The organism is Streptomyces sp. NBC_00557, from assembly GCF_036345995.1.
In the GTDB taxonomy this organism is placed as follows: Bacteria; Actinomycetota; Actinomycetes; order Streptomycetales; family Streptomycetaceae; genus Streptomyces.
In genome coordinates, this window is the sequence record NZ_CP107796.1 from 549,800 (window position 1) to 571,277 (window position 21,478).

Annotated in this window: 9 protein-coding genes; 1 reads left to right on the forward strand and 8 read right to left on the reverse strand. The window is 72.5% G+C overall.

Translation table 11 applies throughout. The features are described 5' to 3' along the window. Positions 1-11 precede the first annotated feature (11 nt). Positions 12-12,803, reverse strand: a complete 12,792-nt coding sequence (locus OG956_RS01870; protein ID WP_330336144.1) for a type I polyketide synthase — start codon at positions 12,801-12,803, stop codon at positions 12-14. A 390-nt stretch (positions 12,804-13,193) separates the two neighbouring features. Here OG956_RS01870 and OG956_RS01875 point away from each other — a divergent pair, with 390 nt between their 5' ends. Beyond that, complete coding sequence (locus tag OG956_RS01875) at positions 13,194-13,487, forward strand: hypothetical protein (protein WP_330336145.1); 294 nt, start codon at positions 13,194-13,196, stop codon at positions 13,485-13,487. Positions 13,488-13,724: 237 nt separating this feature from the next. Here the strand turns inward: OG956_RS01875 and OG956_RS01880 are convergent, their stop codons facing one another. The 7 genes from OG956_RS01880 to OG956_RS01915 all read right to left on the reverse strand — a co-directional run bounded on the left by OG956_RS01880 (position 13,725) and on the right by OG956_RS01915 (position 21,411). Then, entirely contained in the window at positions 13,725-14,303 is a 579-nt protein-coding gene (locus OG956_RS01880) for a helix-turn-helix transcriptional regulator (RefSeq protein WP_330336146.1), read from the reverse strand. A gap of 1,519 nt (positions 14,304-15,822) precedes the next feature. Next, positions 15,823-17,274: a purine-cytosine permease family protein gene (locus OG956_RS01890; protein ID WP_330336147.1), complete on the reverse strand. Its 1,452-nt coding sequence runs from the start codon at positions 17,272-17,274 to the stop codon at positions 15,823-15,825. Between the two features lie 347 nt (positions 17,275-17,621). Continuing rightward, positions 17,622-17,744, reverse strand: a complete 123-nt coding sequence (ykgO, locus tag OG956_RS01895; protein WP_330336148.1) for a type B 50S ribosomal protein L36 — start codon at positions 17,742-17,744, stop codon at positions 17,622-17,624. Between the two features lie 77 nt (positions 17,745-17,821). After that, positions 17,822-17,986 (reverse strand): 50S ribosomal protein L33, encoded by a 165-nt coding sequence (rpmG, locus tag OG956_RS01900; RefSeq protein WP_330336149.1) that lies wholly within the window; start codon positions 17,984-17,986, stop codon positions 17,822-17,824. A gap of 139 nt (positions 17,987-18,125) precedes the next feature. Then, positions 18,126-19,202 (reverse strand): fatty acid desaturase family protein, encoded by a 1,077-nt coding sequence (locus tag OG956_RS01905; protein ID WP_330336150.1) that lies wholly within the window; start codon positions 19,200-19,202, stop codon positions 18,126-18,128. A 126-nt stretch (positions 19,203-19,328) separates the two neighbouring features. After that, positions 19,329-20,327, reverse strand: coding sequence for a type I glyceraldehyde-3-phosphate dehydrogenase (gap, locus tag OG956_RS01910; protein ID WP_330336151.1), 999 nt, complete (start codon positions 20,325-20,327; stop codon positions 19,329-19,331). A 127-nt stretch (positions 20,328-20,454) separates the two neighbouring features. Then, positions 20,455-21,411 (reverse strand): GlxA family transcriptional regulator, encoded by a 957-nt coding sequence (locus OG956_RS01915; RefSeq protein WP_330336152.1) that lies wholly within the window; start codon positions 21,409-21,411, stop codon positions 20,455-20,457. Positions 21,412-21,478 lie beyond the last annotated feature (67 nt).

Genomic DNA, 21,478 nt, shown 5'->3' on the forward strand with positions numbered 1-21,478 from the left:
GTCCGGCCGGTCTAGTTGAGGCCGAGTTCCTTGTCGATCAGGTCGAACATCTCGTCGTCGGACACGGCATCGAGCAGTGCGTCGTCGTCGGTGCCGGCGCCGGCACTCGCCGCCGTGGACTCGGCCGGGCTGTCGGACAGCCGCCACAGCAGTGCCTGCAGCCGGGCGGTGATCCTGCCGCGGGCCGCGTCGTCGGCCGGGTCGAGCGTGGCGACGGCGGCCTCCAGCTCGTCCAGCGCCGACAGTTCCTGTCCGCCCGACTGTTCGGTGCCCGGGGCCAGTTCGGCCAGCAGGCGGCCGGCCAGGGCGGCCGGAGTCGGGTGGTCGAAGACCAGCGTGGCGGGCAGCGCGAGCCCGGTGGCGTCCTTGAGCCGGTTGCGCAGTTCCACGGCGGTCAGGGAGTCGAACCCGAGGTCGCGGAAGGCGTGCGAGGGGCTGATCGCGGCGGTGCCGTCGTGGCCGAGGACCGCGGCGACCTGCGTGCGGACCAACTGGAGCACCCTGCGCTCCTGTTCGGCGCGGCTCACGCCGGCCAGCCGCCCGGCGAACGCCCCCGTCACACCGCCGTCCATGCTGCCGTCGGCACCGTCACGGGCCGCGGTGGCGCGGGCGGCCGCGGCGGCAGCGCCGCGCACCTCGGGGATCTCGTCGAAGAGACGGCGGCGACGGGCGGCGGAGTAGGTCGCCGCGAACCGGTCCCACAGCACGTCGGCGACGACGAGGAACGTCTCGTCGCGTCCGAGCGCCTGCTGCACCGCGCCGACGGCCACCTCCGGGTCCATGGTGGGCACGCCGTAGCGGCGCAGCCGGTCGCTCTCGGCGTCGTCGACCATGCCGCCGCCCGCCCAGGCTCCCCAGGCGATGGACGTCGCGACCCGGCCGCGGGCGCGGCGCCACTCGGCGAACGCGTCGAGGTAGGCGTTGGCCGCCGCGTATCCGGAGTGTCCGCCGTCGCCCCAGACGCCCGCGCCGGAGGAGAACAGCACGAACGCCTCCAGCGGCCGGTCCGCGAGCAGCGCGTCGAGATGGACGGCACCGGCGATCTTCGCCTCCGCGACCGCGCGCAACGCCTCGAGGTCGGTGTCCTCCACACTCACGGCCGGCGGTTCCAGACCGGCGGCGTGCACCACGGCGTTGACGGGTGCGCTCTCCGGCACGTCCGCGAGCAGCTTGGCCAGCGCGTCCCGGTCGGTGATGTCACAGGCGGCGATGGTCACACCGGCGCCCAGCGCGGTGAGTTCCGCCTCCAGTTCGGCCGCGCCCGGCGCGTCGGGTCCCCGGCGGCTGACCAGCAGCAGATGTTCGGCACCGGTCGCGGCGAGCCGCCGCGCCAGGTGCGCGCCGAGGGCGCCGGTGCCGCCCGTGAGGAGCGTCGTACCGGAGAACCCGACCGTACGACGACCGGCGGCGTCGGTGCCGGTCCCGGAGTCCGGGTCGGCGGGCTTGCGGATCAGGCGGCGGACGTACAGCCCGTCGGCGCGGACGGCGAACTGGTCCTCGTCGTCGTCACCGGCCAGACCTGCGAAGAACCTGTCCCAGGTGCGTGCGTCGAGTTCCGCGGCGGCGGAGCCGGGGGCCGCCGGGAGGTCCAGGAGCCCGCCCCAGTGGTGCGGGTGCTCCAGGCCGTAGACCCGGCCGAGGCCCCAGACGGCCGCCTGGTCCGGCACGGGTCCGCCGTCGGACGTCCCGCCCGGGGGGACCGGTCCGGTCACGGTCACTGCTCCCCGGGTGACGGTCCACAGCGGCAGCTGCGCGGAGGTGTCCGTCAGGGCCTGCATGAGCAGCAGGGTCGCGGTGACGGGCCGGGGTACGCCGGGCTCCGACGCCTCGTCGTCCCAAGGGGTGTCCGCCGGGTCGAGGGGCATCAGGTTGAGTACGGCACCGACGGCCGGACCCCGCTCCAGCGTCTCGCGCAGCCGCGCCGCCAGGGCGGCCCGGTCGTCGCGGTCCACGTCGAAGAAAACGGTCTCGACGGCTTCGACGTCCTCGCGGTCACGCAGACGCTCGATCAGCTCGCGCGTCAGGCTGTCGTCGTCTCCGCCCACGGTGCCGGCGTCCGGGCCGCCGCCCGGCAGCACGACCAGCCAGTGCGAGGGCAGCGCACCGGGTTCGGTGGCGTCCGCGTCGGCCGGCTGCCAGGTCACGGTGTAGCGCCAGGAGTTCAGCAGCGCGCTTTCCCGCCTGCGCCTGCGCCACTCGGCCAGCACGGGCAGCACCGGCTCGGCCGCCCCCAGCGTCTCGCGCCGCTCGGGAGCGAGGTCGAGGGTGTCGGCCAGGGCTTCCAGGTCCTCGCGCTCGACGGCATCCCAGAAACGCGCGTCCACGTCGTCCCGGGCGGTGTCCGCGACCCCGGACGGCAGTGCGGGCTCGGGCACGTCGAGCCAGTAGCGGCGGTGCTGGAAGGCGTACGTCGGGAGCGCGATCGTACGGCCGCCCTGGCCGGCCAGCACCCGTTTCCAGTCCACCGGCACACCGCGCACCCAGGCTTCGGCCAGGGAGGTGAGGAATCGGGGCGCGCCGCCTTTGTTACGGCGCAGGGTGCCCACGACAACCCCGTCCGGGGCGGCCTCCTGCACCGCCATCCCCAGCACCGGATGCGAGCTGACCTCGACGAACGCCGAGTAGCCCTGCTCGACGAGACCCTGGACCGCGTCGGCGAAGCGCACCCGCTGGCGCAGGTTGCGGTACCAGTAGCCACCGTCCAACCGAGCCGTGTCGACCGGCTCGGCCTCGACCGTGGAGAAGAACGGTACGTCACTCGACTGCGGGGCCACGGGAGCCAGCGCCCGCGCCAACTCGTCCTCGATGGCCTCCACATGCCAGGTGTGCGACGCGTAATCCACCGGGACACGACGGGCCCGGACATCGGCGCCCTCGCAGTGAGCCATCAACTCGTCCAACGCGTCCGCGTCACCGGCCACGACCACGGAGGACGGCCCGTTGACCGCGGCAATGTCGATGCGCCCGGTCCACTGGGCAACGAGGTCTTCCACCTGCCTCAGAGGCAGCTGCACGGACACCATGCCACCCCGGCCGGCGATCGCCCGGATCGCCCTCGACCGCAGCGCCACCACCCGCGCACCATCCTCCAGCGACAGACCACCCGCCACCACGGCAGCAGCGATCTCCCCCTGCGAATGACCCACCACCACCGACGGCTGGACACCGCAGGCACGCCACACCGCCGCCAGCGACACCATCACCGCCCACGACACCGGCTGCACCACATCCACATCAGCCAGCTCACCGCCGCCACGCACCACCTCGCTCAGCGACCAGTCGACATACGGAGCAAGAGCCCGCTCACACGCCTCCATAGAGGCCGCGAACACCGGCGAGGCATCCCACAACTCCCGCCCCATACCAGCCCACTGCGCCCCCTGCCCCGGGAAGACGAACACCACACGATCAGCACCCGGGGTGACGGCACCTCGTAGGGCGTCGGTCGCGCTCACGGCATCCGAGGCCAACTCGCCGAGCTGCGCCGAGAGTTCACTCGTGCCGGAGCCGAGGACCACGGCGCGGTTCTCGAAGGCGGTCCGGGTGGCGGCCAGCGACCAGGCGACGTCCACGGGCCGTACGGACTCCTCCGCCGCCTCCGCCGCGAAGGCGGCCAGCCGGCCCGCCTGACCGGCCAGTCCCTCCTGGCCGCGACCCGACACCGCCCACGGCACCACACCACCGGCCGCGAAGACGGGATCCGGCTGTTCCTCGTGCTCCTCCGGCTGCGGAACATCCGGCGCTTCCTCCAGCACCACGTGCGCGTTCGTCCCGCTGATGCCGAAGGACGAGACGCCGGCGCGGCGCGGACGGCCGTCGGTGTCCGGCCAGTCGACCGGGTCGGTCACCAGTGACACGGCACCCGCCGACCAGTCGACGTGGGAGGAGGGCGCGTCCACGTGCAGGGTGCCGGGGACGATTCCATGGCGCATGGCGAGCACCATCTTCATGACGCCCGCCATGCCGGAGGCGGTCTGCGTGTGCCCGATGTTGGACTTCACGGAGCCGATCAGCAGGGGCCGGTCCTGCGGCCGTTCCTGGCCGTAGGTGGCGAGCAGGGCCTGCGCCTCGATGGGGTCGCCGAGCCGGGTGCCGGTGCCGTGGGCCTCGACGACGTCCACCTCGGCGGCGGTGAGCCGCGCGTCGGCGAGGGCGGCCCGGATGACGCGCTGCTGCGAGGGCCCGTTGGGTGCGGTGAGGCCGTTGCTGGCGCCGTCCTGGTTGATCGCCGTACCGCGTACGACGGCCAGCACGGGGTGGCCGTTGCGGCGGGCGTCGGACAGGCGCTCCAGCAGGACCACGCCGACGCCTTCGGCGAGGGCGAACCCGTCGGCGGCTTCGGCGAAGGGCTTGCAGCGTCCGTCGGGTGCGAGGCCCCGCTGCCGGCTGAACCCGACGAAGGGCGCCGGGTCGGCCATGACCATCGCGGCTCCCGCGAGGGCCATCGAGCACTCGCCGGACCGCAGGGAGCCCACCGCCAGGTGCAGCGCGACGAGCGAGGACGAGCAGGCGGTGTCGACGGTCACCGCCGGTCCTTCCAGACCGAGGACGTAGGAGACGCGGCCGGAGGCGACGGCGGTGGAGGCGCCGGTGACGAGGTAGCCCTCGGTGCCGTCGGTGCTGCGGCTGAGGCGTGTTCCGTAGTTCTGGTCGGTGAGGCCGGTGAAGACTCCGGTGCGGCTGCCGCGCAGGGTCCTCGGGTCGATTCCGGCGCGTTCCAGTGCCTCCCAGGAGGTCTCCAGGAGCAGGCGCTGCTGGGGGTCCATCGCCTCGGCCTCGCGCGGTGAGACGCCGAAGAAGGCCGCGTCGAAGTGCCCGGCGTCGTGCAGGAATCCGCCGTGCCGGACGTAGCTGGTGCCGGGGTGTGCGGGGTCGGGGTCGTAGAGCCGATGTGTGTCCCAGCCCCGGTCGGCGGGGAAGCCGGTGATGACGTCCTCGCCTGCGGTGACGACACGCCAGAGGTCGTCGGGCGTTCCGATGCCGCCCGGGTAGCGACAGGCCATGGCGACGACGGCGATGGGGTCGTCGTCGGTGGCGGCATCGCGCGGGACGGAGCGGGCCGGTTCGAGGGCGGCGGCATCGCGCGGGGCCTCGTCCCCGCCCAGGGCCAGGTGGCGCAGGTGCTGGGCGAGTGCGAGCGGCGTGGGGTGGTCGAAGACGACCGTCGTGGTGATCTTCAGGCCGGTGCGGGCGGTGAGGCGGTTGCGCAGTTCGACGGCGCTCACCGAGTCGAAACCGAGTTCCTTGAAGGCGTACGCCGCGTCGATGGCGTCCGCCGAGGAGTGGCCGAGCACGGCGGCGGCCTCGGCGCACACGATGTCCTGGACGAAGTGGTCGCGGTCGGCGGCGGGCAGGGCGCGCAGCCGCTCGGCGAGCGTCGAGGCACCCGGCCCCTCGCCGGTGGCCTCCGCGGACTCACCACGCCCGGTGCGCGTGGTGTCCGCCGGCGCCTTGGGCTTGAGGTGCGCGATGAGCGGGGCGGAGCGGGCGACGGTGAAGACGGAGACGAACCGGTTCCAGTCGACGTCCGCGACGGCCACCACGGTGTCGTCGTGGTCCAGTGCCTGCTGGAGCGCCACCATCGCGGGCTCGGGGGCGATGACGGGGATGCCACGGCGCCGCAGCGGATCGCGCATCTCCTCGCTGATCATGCCGCCGCCGTCCCACGGGCCCCACGCCACGGAGAGGGCGGGCAGCCCGCGGGTCCGGCGCGCGTTCTCGGCGAGCGCGTCCAGGGTGGCGTTGGCGGCGGCGTACGCCGCGTGGTCGGCGACACCCCAGATGCCGGAGATGGAGGAGAAGCAGATCAGCGCGTCGGTCTCGGCGGGGTCCAGGACCTCGGTGAGGTTCCGGGCGCCGGCCACCTTGCCGGCGGTGACCTCGGCGAACTCCGCGATCCCGAGGTCGTCGAGCGCGCCGAGGACGCCGACACCGGCGGCGTGCACCACCGTACGGACGGTACGGCCCTGGGCGCGCAGGGAGCTCAGCAGCTCGACCAGCGCCGCGCGGTCGGCGACGTCGCAGGCGGCCACGGTCAACCGGGTACCGTACGGGGCGACTTCGGCCTCCAGCTCGGCCAGGGCCGCGGTGTCGGTGGCGCCACGACGGCCGACCAGCACCACGTCCGCGGCACCGCTCCGGGCCAGCCAGCGGGTGACGTGCGCGCCGAGGGCACCGGTACCGCCGGTCACGAGGGCGGTGCCGGTGGGGGTCCAGCGGCGGGGAGCGACGCGGGCGCCGGATCCGTCGGCGGCGGAGTGCTCGGACAGGGGGGCCGGCATCAGACGCCGGACGAACGTCGTGCCGCCGCGCAGGGCGACCTGGTCCTCCGGGGCGTCACCGCGCGCCGCCAGTACGGCGCAGAGGGCGGCGGCGTCCCGGCCGTCGAGCCGCTCGGGCAGGTCCACCAGACCGCCCCAGCGCTCGGGGAACTCCAGCGCCGCGACCCGGCCGAGGCCCCAGACGGCCGCCTGCTCCGGGTGGGCGACCGTCTCCTGGTCCCGGACGGCCACGGCGCCCTGCGTGGCACACCACAGCGGTGCGCTCACACCGGCCCGGCCGAGGGCCTGGAGCAGCGACACGGTGAGCGCGGCCCCGGTGGACAGCACGGGGTGCTCGGGCAGCGGGCTCTCGTCCAGCCCGGTCAGCGCCAGGACCCCGGCGAGCGGCGCGTCCAGGCCGGCCAGCGCCTCGCCGAGCGCGGACCCGAGAACGGCGGCCTCGGCATGGCGGGAGGCGAGGGTCAGCGTGCGTACACGGGCGCCGCGGCGGGTGAGGGCGTCGGCGACGGCACCGACGAACTCCACACCGGCTGCCTCGCCCTCGGGCACCACCAGCAGCCAGGCACCATCCAGAGCGACCGGCCGGGACTCCCGCCCCACCGGCTTCCACACCACCTTGTACCGCCAGCCGTCCACCGCCGACCGGGCGGCCTCGTCCTTGCGCCACCGCGACAGGGCGGGCAACACCTCGGCCAACGGCTCGCTGTCCGCCAACTGCAGCGTCCCGGCGAGCGATTCAAGGTCCTCACGCTCGACCGCTTCCCAGAAGCGCGCGTCGACGGTGTCCGAGGCGACGACAGCGGTGGCGGGTGCGGTCTTCTCCAGCCAGTAGCGGCGGTGCTGGAAGGCGTACGTCGGCAGGGCGACCGTACGACCGCCCTGGCCGGCCAGGACACGCGTCCAGTCCACCGGCACACCGCGCACCCAGGCTTCGGCCAGGGAGGTCAGGAAGCGGGAGGTGCCGCCCTCGTTGCGGCGCAGGGAGCCCACGACCACGGCGTCCGAGGCGGCCTCCTGCACCGCCATCCCCAGCACCGGATGCGAGCTGACCTCGACGAACGCCGAGTAGCCCTGCTCGACGAGACCCTGGACCGCGTCGGCGAACCGCACCCGCTGACGCAGGTTGCGGTACCAGTAACCGCCGTCCAACCGAGCCGTGTCGATCAGCTCAGCCTCGGTGGTCGAGAAGAACGGCACCTCGCCCGTGCGGGGAGCAACCGGGGCGAGAACCCTCGCGAGTTCGTCCTCGATGGCCTCCACATGCCAGGTGTGCGACGCGTAATCCACCGGAACGCGCCGGGCCCGGACATCAGCGCCCTCGCAGTGAGCCATCAACTCGTCCAACGCGTCCGCGTCACCGGCCACGACCACGGACGAGGGCCCATTGACCGCGGCAATGCCGATGCGGCCCTGCCAGCCGGTGAGCAGTTCCTCGGTCTGTTCCAGAGGCAGCGGCACGGACACCATGCCACCCCGACCGGCGATCGCCCGGATCGCCCTCGACCGCAAGGCAACAACCCGCGCACCATCCTCCAGCGACAACCCGCCCGCCACCACCGCAGCGGCGATCTCCCCCTGCGAGTGACCGACGACGACGGACGGCTGGACACCACACGCACGCCACACCGCCGCCAGCGACACCATCACCGCCCACGACACCGGCTGCACCACATCCACATCAGCCAGCTCACCGCCGCCACGCACCACCTCACTCAGCGACCAGCCGACATACGGAGCAAGAGCCCGCTCACACGCCTCCATCGACTCAGCGAACACCGGCGAGGCATCCCACAACTCCCGCCCCATACCAGCCCACTGCGCCCCCTGACCCGGAAAAACGAAGGCGACACCGTTGACGCTCTGGGTCGCCCGGCCCCGTATCACGGAGGAAGGCACCACCTCGGCACGCGCGGCCAACTCCTGTGTCATGGACCGGAGTTCGCTTGCTTCCCGGCCGAGGATCACGGCACGGTTCTCGAACGCGGTCCGCGTCGCGGCCAGCGACCACGCCACATCCACCGGCCGCACGGACCCCTCCACCGAGCCGGCGAAAGACGCCAGCCGGCCCGCCTGCCCGGCAAGTCCATCCGCACCGCGACCCGACACCACCCACGGCAGGACACCACCGGAGGCAAAGACAGGATCCGGCTGCTCCCCGCGCTCCCCCGGCTCCGGAGCGCGCGGCGCCTCCTCGAGCACGACATGCGCGTTCGTCCCGCTGATACCGAACGACGAGACACCGGCCCGGCGCGGACGTCCCTCGACGCGCGGCCACTCCACAGGTTCGGTCAGCAGTGACACCGCGCCCGCCGACCAGTCGACGTGCGGGGTGGGCTCGTCCACGTTCAGGGTCCGCGGCAGCACCCCGTGCTGCATCGCGAGGACCATCTTCATGACGCCTGCGACACCCGCGGCTGCCTGCGTGTGACCGATGTTGGACTTCAACGAACCGAGCCACAACGGGCGTTCGGGGTCACGGTTCCGGCCGTAGGTGTCCAGCACCGCCTGGGCCTCGATCGGGTCGCCGAGGGTGGTGCCGGTGCCGTGCGCCTCGACCGCGTCCACGAGGTCGGGGGTGAGCCGGGCGTTGGCCAGCGCGGCCCGGATGACACGCTCCTGCGAGGGACCGTTGGGCGCGGTCAGACCGTTGCTCGCACCGTCCTGGTTCACCGCCGAACCCCGGATCACCGCCAGCACCGGATGACCGTTGCGCCGGGCGTCCGACAGCCGCTCCAGCAGCAGCACACCGACACCCTCACCCCAGCCCGTACCGTCCGCACCCGCCGCGAACGGCTTGCACCGGCCGTCCGGCGCCAGCCCCCGCTGCCGGCTGAACTCTACGAAGATCCCGGGTTCCGCCATGACCGTGGCGCCGCCCGCGAGCGCGAACGAGCACTCGCGGGACCGCAGCGCCTGCACGGCCATGTGCAGGGCGACCAGGGAGGACGAGCAGGCGGTGTCCACGGTCACGGCCTGTCCGCGCAGCCCGAGGACGTAGGCGATCCGTCCGCTGGCGACACTGCAGGAGGTGCCGGTCAGCAGGTATCCGTCGACGGACTCGGGGGCGTGCTGGAGCCCGGGGCCGTACTCCTGCTGCATGAGTCCGAGGAACACGCCGCCGTCGCTCTCCCGCAGGGTGGCGGGATCGATGCCGGCCCGTTCCAGGGCCTCCCAGGAGGCTTCGAGCAGCAGCCGCTGCTGCGGGTCCATCGCCTCCGCCTCGCGCGGCGAGATGCCGAAGAAGAACGGGTCGAACTCGGCCGCGTCGTACAGGAACGAACCGGAGCGGGCGTAGGTGGTGCCGTGGTGCTCCGGGTCGGGGTGGTACAGGTTCTCCAGGTCCCAGCCGCGGTCCGCGGGGAACGCCGAGACGGTGTCTCCGCCGGCCGCCAGCAGCTCCCACAGTTCCTCGGGGGTGCGGATGCCGCCGGGGAGTCGGCAGCCCATCGCGACGACGGCGATGGGTTCCTCGTCGGTCGCGGTCCTCGGCTTCTCCACCGCCTCGGGCGCCGGCTCGGCGCCGCCTTCGAGCAGTTGGTGCACATGACGGGCGAGCGCCTGGGGGGTCGGGTGGTCGAACAGGACCGAGGCGGGCAAGGAGACTCCCGTGTCCGCGACGAGCCGGTTCCGCAACTCGACCGAGGTGGCCGAGTCGAAGCCCAGCGCCTTGAACGTCAGCGAGGCGTCCACCTCGCCGGCACCGGTATGCCCCAGCACGACGGCGGCGTGCGCCCGGATCCGCTGGAGCAGATCACCCTGCCCCGTCACCGCCGCCCGGGATCCGACCTGCTCCGACGCGGCCGGTTGCGCGAACGACACCGTACGACGGGACGCCTCACCGTCGAGCCAGTAGTGGCGGCGCTGGAAGGCGTACGTCGGCAGGGCGACCGTACGACCGCCCTGACCGGCCAGCACCCGCGTCCAATCGACGGGGATGCCCCGCACCCAGGCTTCCGCGAGAGAGGTCAGGAAACGCTCGATCCCGCCCTCGCTGCGGCGCAGGGTGCCCACGACCACGGCATCGGGAGCCGCGTCTTGCACCGCCATCCCCAGCACCGGATGCGAGCTGACCTCGACGAACGCCGAGTAGCCCTGCTCGACGAGACCCTGGACCGCGTCGGCGAACCGCACCCGCTGACGCAGGTTGCGGTACCAGTAACCGCCGTCCAACCGAGCCGTGTCGATCAGCTCAGCCTCGGTGGTCGAGAAGAACGGCACCTCGCCCGTCCGGGGAGCAACCGGGGCGAGAACCCTCGCGAGTTCGTCCTCGATGGCCTCCACATGCCAGGTGTGCGACGCGTAATCCACCGGGACACGGCGGGCCCGGACATCAGCGCCCTCGCAGTGAGCCATCAACTCGTCCAACGCGTCCGCATCACCGGCCACGACCACGGACGACGGCCCATTGACCGCGGCAGTGCCGATACGCCCCTGCCAGCCGGTGAGCAGTTCCTCGGTCTGTTCCAGAGGCAGCGGCACGGACACCATGCCACCCCGGCCGGCGATCGCCCGGATCGCCCTCGACCGCAAGGCAACAACCCGCGCACCATCCTCCAGCGACAACCCGCCCGCCACCACCGCAGCGGCGATCTCCCCCTGCGAGTGACCGACGACGACGGACGGCTGGACACCGCAGGCACGCCACACCGCCGCCAGCGACACCATCACCGCCCACGACACCGGCTGCACCACATCCACATCAGCCAGCTCACCGCCGCCACGCACCACCTCACTCAGCGACCAGCCGACATACGGAGCAAGAGCCCGCTCACACGCCTCCATCGACTCAGCGAACACCGGCGAGGCATCCCACAACTCCCGCCCCATACCAGCCCACTGCGCCCCCTGACCCGGAAACACGAAGGCAACGCGCTCGACGCCGGCGGCCACCGCACCGCGCACCACCCCCGCGGCCGACACCGCACCCGACGCCAACTCACCCAGCAGGGAACCCGCTTCACTCGTACCGGCGCCGAGCACCACGGCACGGTTCTCGAACGCGGTCCGCGTCGCCGCCAGCGACCACGCCACATCCACCGGCCGCAGACTCTCGTCCGCCGACTCGGCGAAAGCAGCCAGCCGGCCCGCCTGCCCGGCAAGCCCCTCCCGACCACGGCCCGACACCACCCACGGCACCACACCACCGGCCGCGAAGACAGGAGCGGGCTCCTCACGCTCCCCCGGATCCGCGACACCCGGCGCCTCCTCCAGCACCACATGCGCGTTCGTCCCGCCCATGCCGAAGGAGGAGACGCCGGCCATGAGGGAGGTGTCGGGCCGGGGCCACGGGCCGAGCTCGGTCTGGACGCGCAGGCGGAGGGTGTCGAGGGGGATGTCGGGGTTGGGGGTCTCGTGGTTGAGGGTGGGCGGGAGTTCGCGGTGCTGGAGCGCGAGGATCGTCTTGAGCAGGCCGGCGATGCCCGCGGCGCCTTCCAGGTGGCCGATGTTGGTCTTCACTGAGCCGACGTGCAGCGGTGGTGTGCCGGCGGGTCGTCCGGTGCTGAGGACGGCGCCGAGGGCCGCCGCCTCCACGGGGTCGCCGACCGGGGTTCCGGTGCCGTGGAGTTCGACGTACTGGATGTCGCCGGGGGCGGCTCCGGCGTTGTGCAGGGCGCGGCGGACGACGTCTTCCTGGGCGGCGGCGTCGGGGGCGGTGAGGGTGGCGCCGCCGCCGTCGTTGTTGACGGCGCTGCCGCGGATGACGGCGCGGATCGGGTCGCCGTCGGCGAGGGCGCGGTCGAGCGGCTTCAGGACGACGAGTCCGCCGCCCTCGCCGCGGACGTAGCCGTTGGCGCGCGCGTCGAAGGTGTAGCAGCGGCCGTCGGGCGAGAGCGCGCCGAAGCGGTGGGGGAACAGGCTGCTCTGCAGGGCGAGTTGGAGGTTGACACCGCCGGCGAGGGCGATTTCGCTGTCGCCGCTGCGCAGGCTCTCGCAGGCGAGGTGGAGGGCGACGAGCGAGGAGGACTGGGCGGAGTCGAGGGTGATGCTGGGGCCGCGCAGGCCGAGCAGGTAGGAGATCCGGTTCGCGATGAGGGCGCGGTGGGTGCCGGTGAACGCCTGGTGGGTGACGCTGTCCGGGTCGAGCGCGTGGGCGAGGGTCGCGTAGTCGTCGTGGGCGGCGCCGATGAAGACGCCGGTGCTGGTGGCGCCGAGGCGTGCGGGGACGACGCGGGCGTCCTCCAGGGCCTCCCAGGCGAGTTCGAGGACCAGGCGCTGCTGCGGGTCCATGGTGTCGGCCTCGCGGGGGGAGATGCCGAAGAAGCCGGCGTCGAAACCGGTGACGTCGTCGAGGTAGCCGCCCCAGCGGGGTGCGTCGTCGCCGGGTGTGCCCTCGGCGGGGGCGCCGGCGAGCCGCAGCCGGTCGGCGGGGGTGGGGCGTACGGCGCTGTCGCCGGAGCGCAGCAGACGCCACAGGGCGTCGGCGTCCGGGGCGCCGGGCAGACGGCAGGCCAGGCCGATGACGGCGATGGCACGCTGGGGCGCGGCGTTGAGCCCGTACCGTGTGCGTTCTGACTCGCTCATTCCACTCCACCAGCTTGTCGGCCCAGCCCTGTGGGCCCGCGGACGTCGGGCAGCGCGTGCCGACGGCATGCGTTCGGCGCACGGCGTGGTCGACGGCCCGCTCCGGCCGGTCGGGGCAGGGCTGGGGGTTCCCGGGCCGTCGGGCTCCCCACGCTAGGTGCGCACCCACTAGGGCGGCCCCTAGATTCCCCGCGCGTCGGGCAGGGCAGGAACTCGGCGTTGCGGCGGGGGGGTTTCGGGAAACGCCCAGACATGGTGGGCCGGACGATGGCGGGTGTTGCGCTCGCCGGGGCCGGTCCTTCTCAATGAGGCGGTGCCGCCCGGCAGGGGCGGTGCCGGCCCGGCGCGCGTGCGGGCGCCTGTCCGGCCCCGGAGACGGAGGGAATGCAGATGAGCGCGGAGCTGGCGGAGGTGCGCGACGCCCTGGTGAGGTTGCGCGGCAGTGTCGAGTCGCTGCGGTCGGCCGACGGCGACTCCCCTTACATCCGCAGGCTGATGAACGACCTGGACCGCTTCCAGGTGGACATGGAGGACCTGCCGGGTGCGGGGCTGCCGGTGACGGCCGTGCGCGGGGCGCAGGGGGTGGCGCGGGAGATGGTCCCGGTTCCGGTGCACGACGGGCCGCACCCGCACGCGCCGTGGCCGGACGCCGACGACGAGGGAATCGGCGGGCACCGCCGCTGAGGAGTCGTAGGCGCCGACGGGACGTGCGCGGGGACGGGCCCGTACGACGCTCGGCGTTCCGTACGCCCCCGGGCCCCGGGCGGTGTCGTTCCGCACCCCGCTCCTCCGGGCGTGCGGAACAGGAACGACCAGCGCCGGCTTCCCCGGTGGGAACGACGAACGCCGGCTTCCCCGGCAGGAGCGGGGAAGCCGGCGTCGGAGGGCCGTGGCGGCGGCGTCACTTCACGAAGTCGGGCGTCACTTCACGAAGTCGGGCACGGCGCGGGGCGGCCAGGCGCCGACGGTGAGGACGCCCATGGAGTAGGCGCGGGAGACGAGTGCGGCACGGTTGGGGGCCTTGAACCGGCGAAGCATCAGGCCGACGTGGTACTCGACGCCCTGCCGGCTGAGGTAGAGGCGCGAGGCCAGCTGCACGGTCGAGGCGCCGGTGGCGACGCCCTCCAGGATGCGGGCGTCGAGCGCGGTGAGGATCGGCGTGGGCTTGGCGGGCCGCTCCGCCGCCTCGGTGGGCTCGTCGTCCGGGCTCATCAGGACGACGACGCCGGAGAGGTCGTCGCCCTCGCCCTTCACGGCGATGCCGGTGATCTCCGCGGAGAAGACCCGGTCGTGTCCGCGCATCGCGACCACCCGCTCGACGAAGCGGCTGCCGTGGCCGGTCGACAGGTGGGAGAAGTGCTGGGACAGGACGGTGCGGGCGCTGGGGTGCAGGACGTCGTAGATGCTGCGTCCGCAGACCTCCTTGGACGGCCGTGCGACGTGCCGGAAGAAGTCGGCGTTGGCCGCTTCTATCCTGAGCCCGGGGTCGAGGCTCGCCATGCAGGTGACATGGTGCGGAGCGGCCGGCCGGCGGTCTCCTCGGCGGGCGCTGCGCGGGAATTCCGGATGACCACTGACCTTTGTCGACCTGTCGGCGTGCGGGAGCATGGGAATATCGCCTCCTGGACGTCACACGTACTCGGAATGCGATGCAGTGACGAAATGGAAGAGGCCGCCACGGCACGTCCGTTCCATTCGTTTATCTGCGTCGGTGCCGGCGACATTAGGTGGGGCGCGTCCGGGGAGTCAACGCAGGTCCGGGCCGGCCGGGAAACACTGCGGTGTCTCGGGCGGGCGGGTTCGGTCATCGCGCGTAGCGGGGGGTCGGTGGCGGGGTTCGGTTCGGTCACGCGCGCACCGGCGGGGACCGCACCGTCCTGTGACGACCCCGCGGCGCGAGCGTGACGGCCCCGTGTCTCGGGCGGGCGTTGGGGCCTCAACAAGGCCGTGGCCTGCGGCAAGCAGCGGGGATCCATCAACCGGAGCCCGCTCTTCCCTCCGGCGCGACCGAACGGCACGCATCTCACGCCCGAGTCACATCACGGAAAGATAACAATGGAGGCAATCTGGTTTGACCGCGAGGTCTCGGGGTAACGAGCCCGGCTCCGTCGACCACCCCCGCAGCCCCGAAGGCCCCCTCCGGACACCCCCACGGGATTTGCTACCGAAATCCCTCCCCCATCCGATACCCGCTCGGACCCCGCCGAAAAACAACGACACCTGCCGCAGCAAGTATCAATTTCCGGAGAACTCGGCGCCAGCCTTTATTAACTCACGCCTGACCGGGGCTCAACACGACATTTTCCCGCCGCAAGGCCCGGGCAACAGGGATCCGGCGCCCGGGACCGGCATCGCCGGCCGATCTCGTCGCACAGCGGCAGGGCGTGGTCCTTCCCCCGCCGGACTCCGCGATGTCACCCGCGTGTCCGGCTGCCAGGCCCCTCTCCCACCGGGCCACCTGGTGTCCGGTTGCCCTGTTCCGGTTCCGACTCGAAGTCGTGGATGGCGGCCAGGCCTCCCCCGTTCCGTCCGGCCGTGTCCGCGCGGGCCCGCCGTGTTCGCGCAGCAGCGCCCAGGCGTCCGCGACGGGACCCCTGTGACCGAGCTTGTCGGGGTTGCTGACCGTGCGGATCGCCTGGATCCGCCCACCGAGGATGTCGAGGGTCCAGATGTTGACGACTTTGCCGGCGCGGTCCCGGAGGACCGCGCCGGGCCGGCCGTTGACCTCGCGTGCCTCGACCACGCCCCCCGATCGCCATCACCCCTCCACGCCGAAGTCGCTCTCCGAGACCTCGGACGAAACAGCCCGGCGATCTGTGACATGGCGAGCGGGTCTCAGACGACCGGCCTGCGGACGTGTGGTGCGGGCGGGGTACGACGGGGCACGCCGGGATCACGGCGCATGCGAGAGGAGGACGGGGCGCGTGCGAGGAGGATGAGCCGGTGCGGCGGTATCCACTGCGGCGCGGCGGCCGCGGGGATCACCGCCCCCTGAGCCCGGCAGGGGCCCGCGTCCGGTTCAGGGCTCGCGGTGTTCGTGTGCCGCCTGCTCGAGCGCCTGCGCCTCTGCCTCGGCGATGCGCGTCTCGGCCGCGACGTCGATCGAGCGGGTCAGCCACCAGTACAGCAGCGCCGCGACCGGAAGGCCGATGAACAGGGAGATGTCCGCTCCGTCCAGCGCCTTGGCGGCGGGGCCGACGTACAGGGTGCCGACGGAGAAGAAGGGGATCATCGCGGCGAAGCCGACCAGATAGGCGATGATGCCGTGCCAGCCCCAGCGGCCGTAGATGCCGCGCGGGTTGAAGATCTCCGCGATGGCGTAGTGCCCGCGGCGCACCACGTAGTAGTCCATGAGGTTCACCGCGGTCCACGGAATGAACAGGTAGAGCACCAGCAGCAGGAAGTTGTTGAAGTTCGTCAGGAAGTTGGCGGTGGCGGCCAGCGCGCCGATCAGCGAGAGCGCCGCCGTCAGGCCGATGGTCAGCAGCCGCACGCCCAGGGTCGGGCGCACCCGTTTGAACGAGTCGATGGCGCTGATGAGAGTCAGCGAACCGCCGTACATGTTCAGCGCGGTGACGGACACCAGACCCAGGGCGGCGAAGAGCAGCACGATCGCGCCGAAGCCGTCGAACACCTTGTCTCCGGCTGCGTTGATCGACTTGATGGTGTCGAAGTCCTTGCCGGCCCAGGCGGCGAGCAGCGAGCCGAGGACCATGAGCCAGATGCCGCCGAGGGCGGAGCCGAAGTACGTCCAGTAGAAGGTCTTGCGAACCGTCACGTCCGGCGGCAGATAGCGGGAGTAGTCCGAGACGTAGATGGCCCAGCTGATCTGGTAGCCGGCGACCACGCCGAACTGGGCGAGGAACGGCGTCCACTTGAAGGCGCCGAGGTCGAAGGAGCCCGCCGGGTAGTGCAGGGTGACGAGGACGCCGACGGTGAAGATGCCGAAGACGACCAGGAAGGTGTAGGTCAGCACCCGCTCGGCCTTGTGGATGATGTCGTAGCCCACCAGTGCGATGACGAGCGCGACCACGGTGACCACCACCACCCACAGCTTGACACTGCCGTGCAGGGTCGTGTGCAGGGAGTCGGCGGCGAGGATGCTGTTGAAGACGTTGAACCCCGCGTACTGCACATACGCGAAAAGCCACACCAGCAGCGCGCCGACGTAACCGAACTGGGGCCGCGACTGGATCATCTGCGGCAGGCCCAGCTGGGGTCCCTGCGCCGAGTGGAAGGCCATGAAGAAGGTGCCGATGACGGTGCCGGCGACGATGGCCAGCAGCGACCAGATGAGGTTGCCGCCCTCGGTGATGCTGATCAGCCCCACGGCCAGGGTGGCGATCTGCGCGTTGGACATGAACCACAGCGGGCCCAGATGCCAGAGCTTGCCGTGCCGCTCGTCGAGGGGGACGTAGTCGATGGACCGGACCTCGAGCCCGGACACCCGTGACTCGGCTGATGTGCTCATGACGCCTCCCGGCGGCCGGTGTGTCTCTGGGACACATTGTGATCCGTGGGGGCCGTGGTGACGAGAGGGGTGACATGAGCGGCGAAACTCAGAAGGCGAAGGTCACGAGGCGAAGCTCGCAAGGCGCACCCGGGGAGGTCCGCCTCGGAAGGCCATGTGCGGCGGACGCGGCCGCACGAGGCTCCCGCCCATGACGCCGGCTGTCACCATGTGCGAGGAACGGTCGCCTTCGGCAGCCGGGCCGGTGCCGGCCCGGAGACGCGGTGGACCCGGCCCGCCCCCGTGCGGGGCAGGTCCGGGTCCATGTCTTCTCGGTGCCGGTCTCGGTCAGCCCGTGCGGGGCTCGGTCAGCCCTGGCGCGCCTTGAAGCGCGGGTTCTTCTTGTTCACGACGAAGACCACACCGCGGCGGCGCACCACCTGGGCGCCGGGCCTGGACTTCAGCGAGCGCAGGGACGCGCGTACTTTCATGACTGGGTTCTCCTCGTCCTCGGAGGCACACGGCGGTCGGCCGCGGACCGGGGTGGTGGGAAGGTCCGGCGGCGTGGTCAGCGTTCCTCGCGGAACGCGACGTGCCGGCCGGCGACCGGGTCGTACTTGCGCAGGACGAGCCGGTCGGGGTCGTTCTGACGGTTCTTGCGCGTCACGTAGGTGACGCCGGTCCCGGCGGTCGACTTCAGCCTGACGACGGGACGCACGGTGCTGCGTGCCATGAGGATCTCCCTTCACCGACACCCCGGAATTGGCCCGAGCATGTCAGCGATGGTCATAACGCCGCCGAGGGCTCCGGCATTCCCGCGGCTGCTGGTGACCACGCCTCGGCTCCGCGGGGGGGACGTCCGGGTGCCGCCGTCAGGCGGCCCGGCGCTGCCGCCTGATCGGCGCCCCGACCCGGTGCAGATGGGTGAGGGCCTCGCGGTAGGACTGGATCAGCCCGGTCTCGTGGTACGGCACGCCGATCTCCGCGCAGTACGCGCGGACGATGACCCGGGCCCGACGGAGATGGGGCGTGGGCATGCTCGGGAAGAGGTGGTGCTCGATCTGGTGGTTGAGCCCGCCCAGCAGGACGTCGGTGAGCCGTCCGCCACGGACGTTGCGGGAGGTGAGGACCTGGCGGCGCAGGAAGTCGGGCCGCTCCTCACCGGTGAGGGTGGGCATGCCCTTGTGGTTCGGGGCGAACGTACAGCCGAGGTAGACGCCGAAGAGGCACTGGTGCACGGCGAGGAACGCGACCGCCTTGCCGGGCGAGAGCACCAGGAACAGCACGGAGACATAGGCCGCGAGGTGCAGCAGGAGCAGACCGGCCTCCAGGCCCCGGTGTTTCATCGCCCGCGAGCGCAGCGCCCGCAGGCTCGCCACGTGCAGGTTGAAGCCCTCCAGGGTGAGCAGCGGGAAGAACAGCCAGGCCTGGTGGCCGCCGATGAGCCGGGCGAGGCCGCTGCTCTCGCGGGCCTGGCCGGTGGACCACACCAGGATGTCCGGGGCGACGTCCGGGTCGAGGTCCTCGTGGTTGGGGTTGGCGTGGTGGCGGGTGTGCTTGTTCATCCACCAGCCGTAGCTCATGCCGATCCCCAGGTTGCCGAACAGCCGGCCCCACGTCTCGCTCGGCCGGCCGCGCCGGAACACCTGACGATGTGCCAGATCGTGGGCCACCAGGGCGACTTGGCCGGACATGAAGGCGAGGAAGGCGGCCACCGACAGCTGCCACCAGGTGTCGCCGAGCGCCAGGAAGGCGCCCCAGCCGCCCGCCAGCAGCGCGCTCACCAGGGTGAGCCGTGCCGTGTAGTAGCCGGGGCGCCGCTTCATCAGTCCCGCCTCGGCGACCCGACGGGACAGCCGGGCGAAGTCGCTGCCGGCTGCGGAGCCTGACGTGCGGGAACGGGCGGCCGGCGCCTCGTCGGTGACCGGGGCCTGCGTGGAAAGGGTCATGCCGTCGAGTCTCGGCGCGCCCGCCCGGCCGGAACAGCCGGTCAGTCACCGGAGCGGCCGGGGGCTTCCCCCACGGCGGCGCGGGGTGCTGCCCCCACTGCCGGCCGCTGACCTGCGCGTTCCCGGTCAGTTCCGGGCGAGGAGTTCCAGGGTGTCGATCACGCGGTTGGAGAAGCCCCACTCGTTGTCGTACCAGGCGACCACCTTGATGTGCCGGCCGTCGACGCGGGTGAGGGCCGAGTCGAAGACCGAGGAGGCCGGGTTGCCGGTGATGTCGGAGGACACGAGCGGGTCGTCCGAGTACTCCAGGATGCCGGCGAGCGGGCCCTCGGCCGCGGCGCGGTAGGCGGCCAGGACGTCATCGCGGGTGACGTCGCGCGCGACGGTCGTGTTCAGTTCCACGATGGAGCCGACCGGCACCGGCACGCGGATCGAGTCGCCGGACAGTTTGCCGTCGAGGTTCGGCAGCACGAGACCGATGGCCTTCGCCGCGCCGGTCGTGGTCGGCACGATGTTGACGGCGGCGGCGCGGGCGCGGCGGGCGTCGCGGTGCGGGCCGTCCTGGAGGTTCTGCTCCTGGGTGTAGGCGTGCACCGTCGTCATGAACCCGTGCTCGATACCGGCGAGTTCGTCCAGCACCGCGGCCAGCGGTGCCAGCGCGTTGGTCGTGCAGGAGGCGTTGGACACGATGGTGTGCAGCCCGGGGTCGTACGCGTCGGTGTTGACTCCGTACGCGAGCGTGACGTCGGCTCCGTCGGAGGGCGCGCTCACGAGCACCTTCCGCGCGCCCGCGTCGAGGTGTGCGCGGGCGGCCTTGGCGGAGGTGAAGCGGCCGGTGGCCTCGAGGACGATGTCCACGCCGAGGTCGGCCCAGGGCAGCCGGCCCGGCTCGCGCTCGGCGAGGACGGTGATGCGGCGGCCGTCGACGACGAGGGCGTCCCCGTCCGCGGTCACGGGGCGCCCGAGCCGGCCGGCCGTGGTGTCGAAGGCGAGCAGCCGTGCGAGGGTGGCGGGTTCGGTGAGGTCGTTCACGGCGACGACCTCGAGGTCGCTGCCGCGTTCGAGCAGTGCGCGCAGGACGTTGCGTCCGATGCGGCCGAATCCATTGATGGCGATGCGAGTCATGAGCGGTGATCGTCCCTTCGGATCCCACGGTTCCTTCGGCTCCCCATCAGCGTCGCCCGGCGGCTCCGTTCGTGACCGTGTCGGGAGCGCCATGGTTCGCAAGGATCACGCCAGGCTCGCGCCGGGGCTACTCGCCCTGGGTGAAGGTGCGCCGGTACTCGCTCGGGGTGGTGCCGAGGATCCGCTGGAAGTGGGTCCGCAGGTTGGTGCCGGTGCCGAGTCCGACATCGGCGGCGATCTGCTCGATGCTGCGCTCGGAGCGTTCGAGCAGTTCCCGGGCCAGGTCGATGCGGGCGCGCATCACCCACTGCATCGGGGTGTACCCGGTGTCCTCGACGAAGCGCCGGGAGAGCGTGCGCGGCGAGACCGCGGCGTGCCGGGCGAGCACCGCGAGGGTGAGCGGCTCGCCGAGGTGGTGCAGGGCCCACTCGCGGGTGGCGGCGAACCGTTCGCCGATCGGCTCGGGCACGCTGCGCGGCACGTACTGGGCCTGACCTCCGCTGCGATAGGGCGCGGCCACCAGGCGCCGCGCCGCGTGGTTGGACACGGCGACCCCGAGGTCCTTGCGCAGGATGTGCAGGCACAGGTCGATGCCGGAGGCGGCGCCTGCCGACGTCAGCACGCTGCCCTCGTCGACGAAGAGGACGTCCTCGTCGACCCGGATCAGCGGATGCTTCGCGGCGAGGGCCCGGGAGTAGTGCCAGTGGGTGGTCGCGCGTCTGCCGTCGAGCAGGCCCGTGGCCGCGAGGGCGAACGCCCCGGTCGAGATGGCGGCGAGCCGGGTGCCCCGGGCGTGGGCGGCGAGCAGCGCCTCGACGACGGGCGCCGGCGGGTCCTCGCGGTCCGGGAACCGGTAGCCGGGGATGAAGGCGATGTCCGCCCAGGCGAGCGCGTCGAGGCCGTGGGCGACGTGGTACGACAGCCCGTCGCCGCCCGTCACGAGTCCGGGCGCCGCCCCGCACACGCGCACCTCGTACGGCATGCTCGCGCGTGTCGTGAACACCTGCGCGGGGATGCCGACGTCGAGCGGCTTGGCGCCTTCGAGCACCAGGACGGCGACGCGTCGCAGACGGGGGGACGGCATGGGCCCCAGCGTACGAGAGGGACGGTACGACGACGGGCCCCGCCGGCGGTGTACCGGCGGGGCCCGC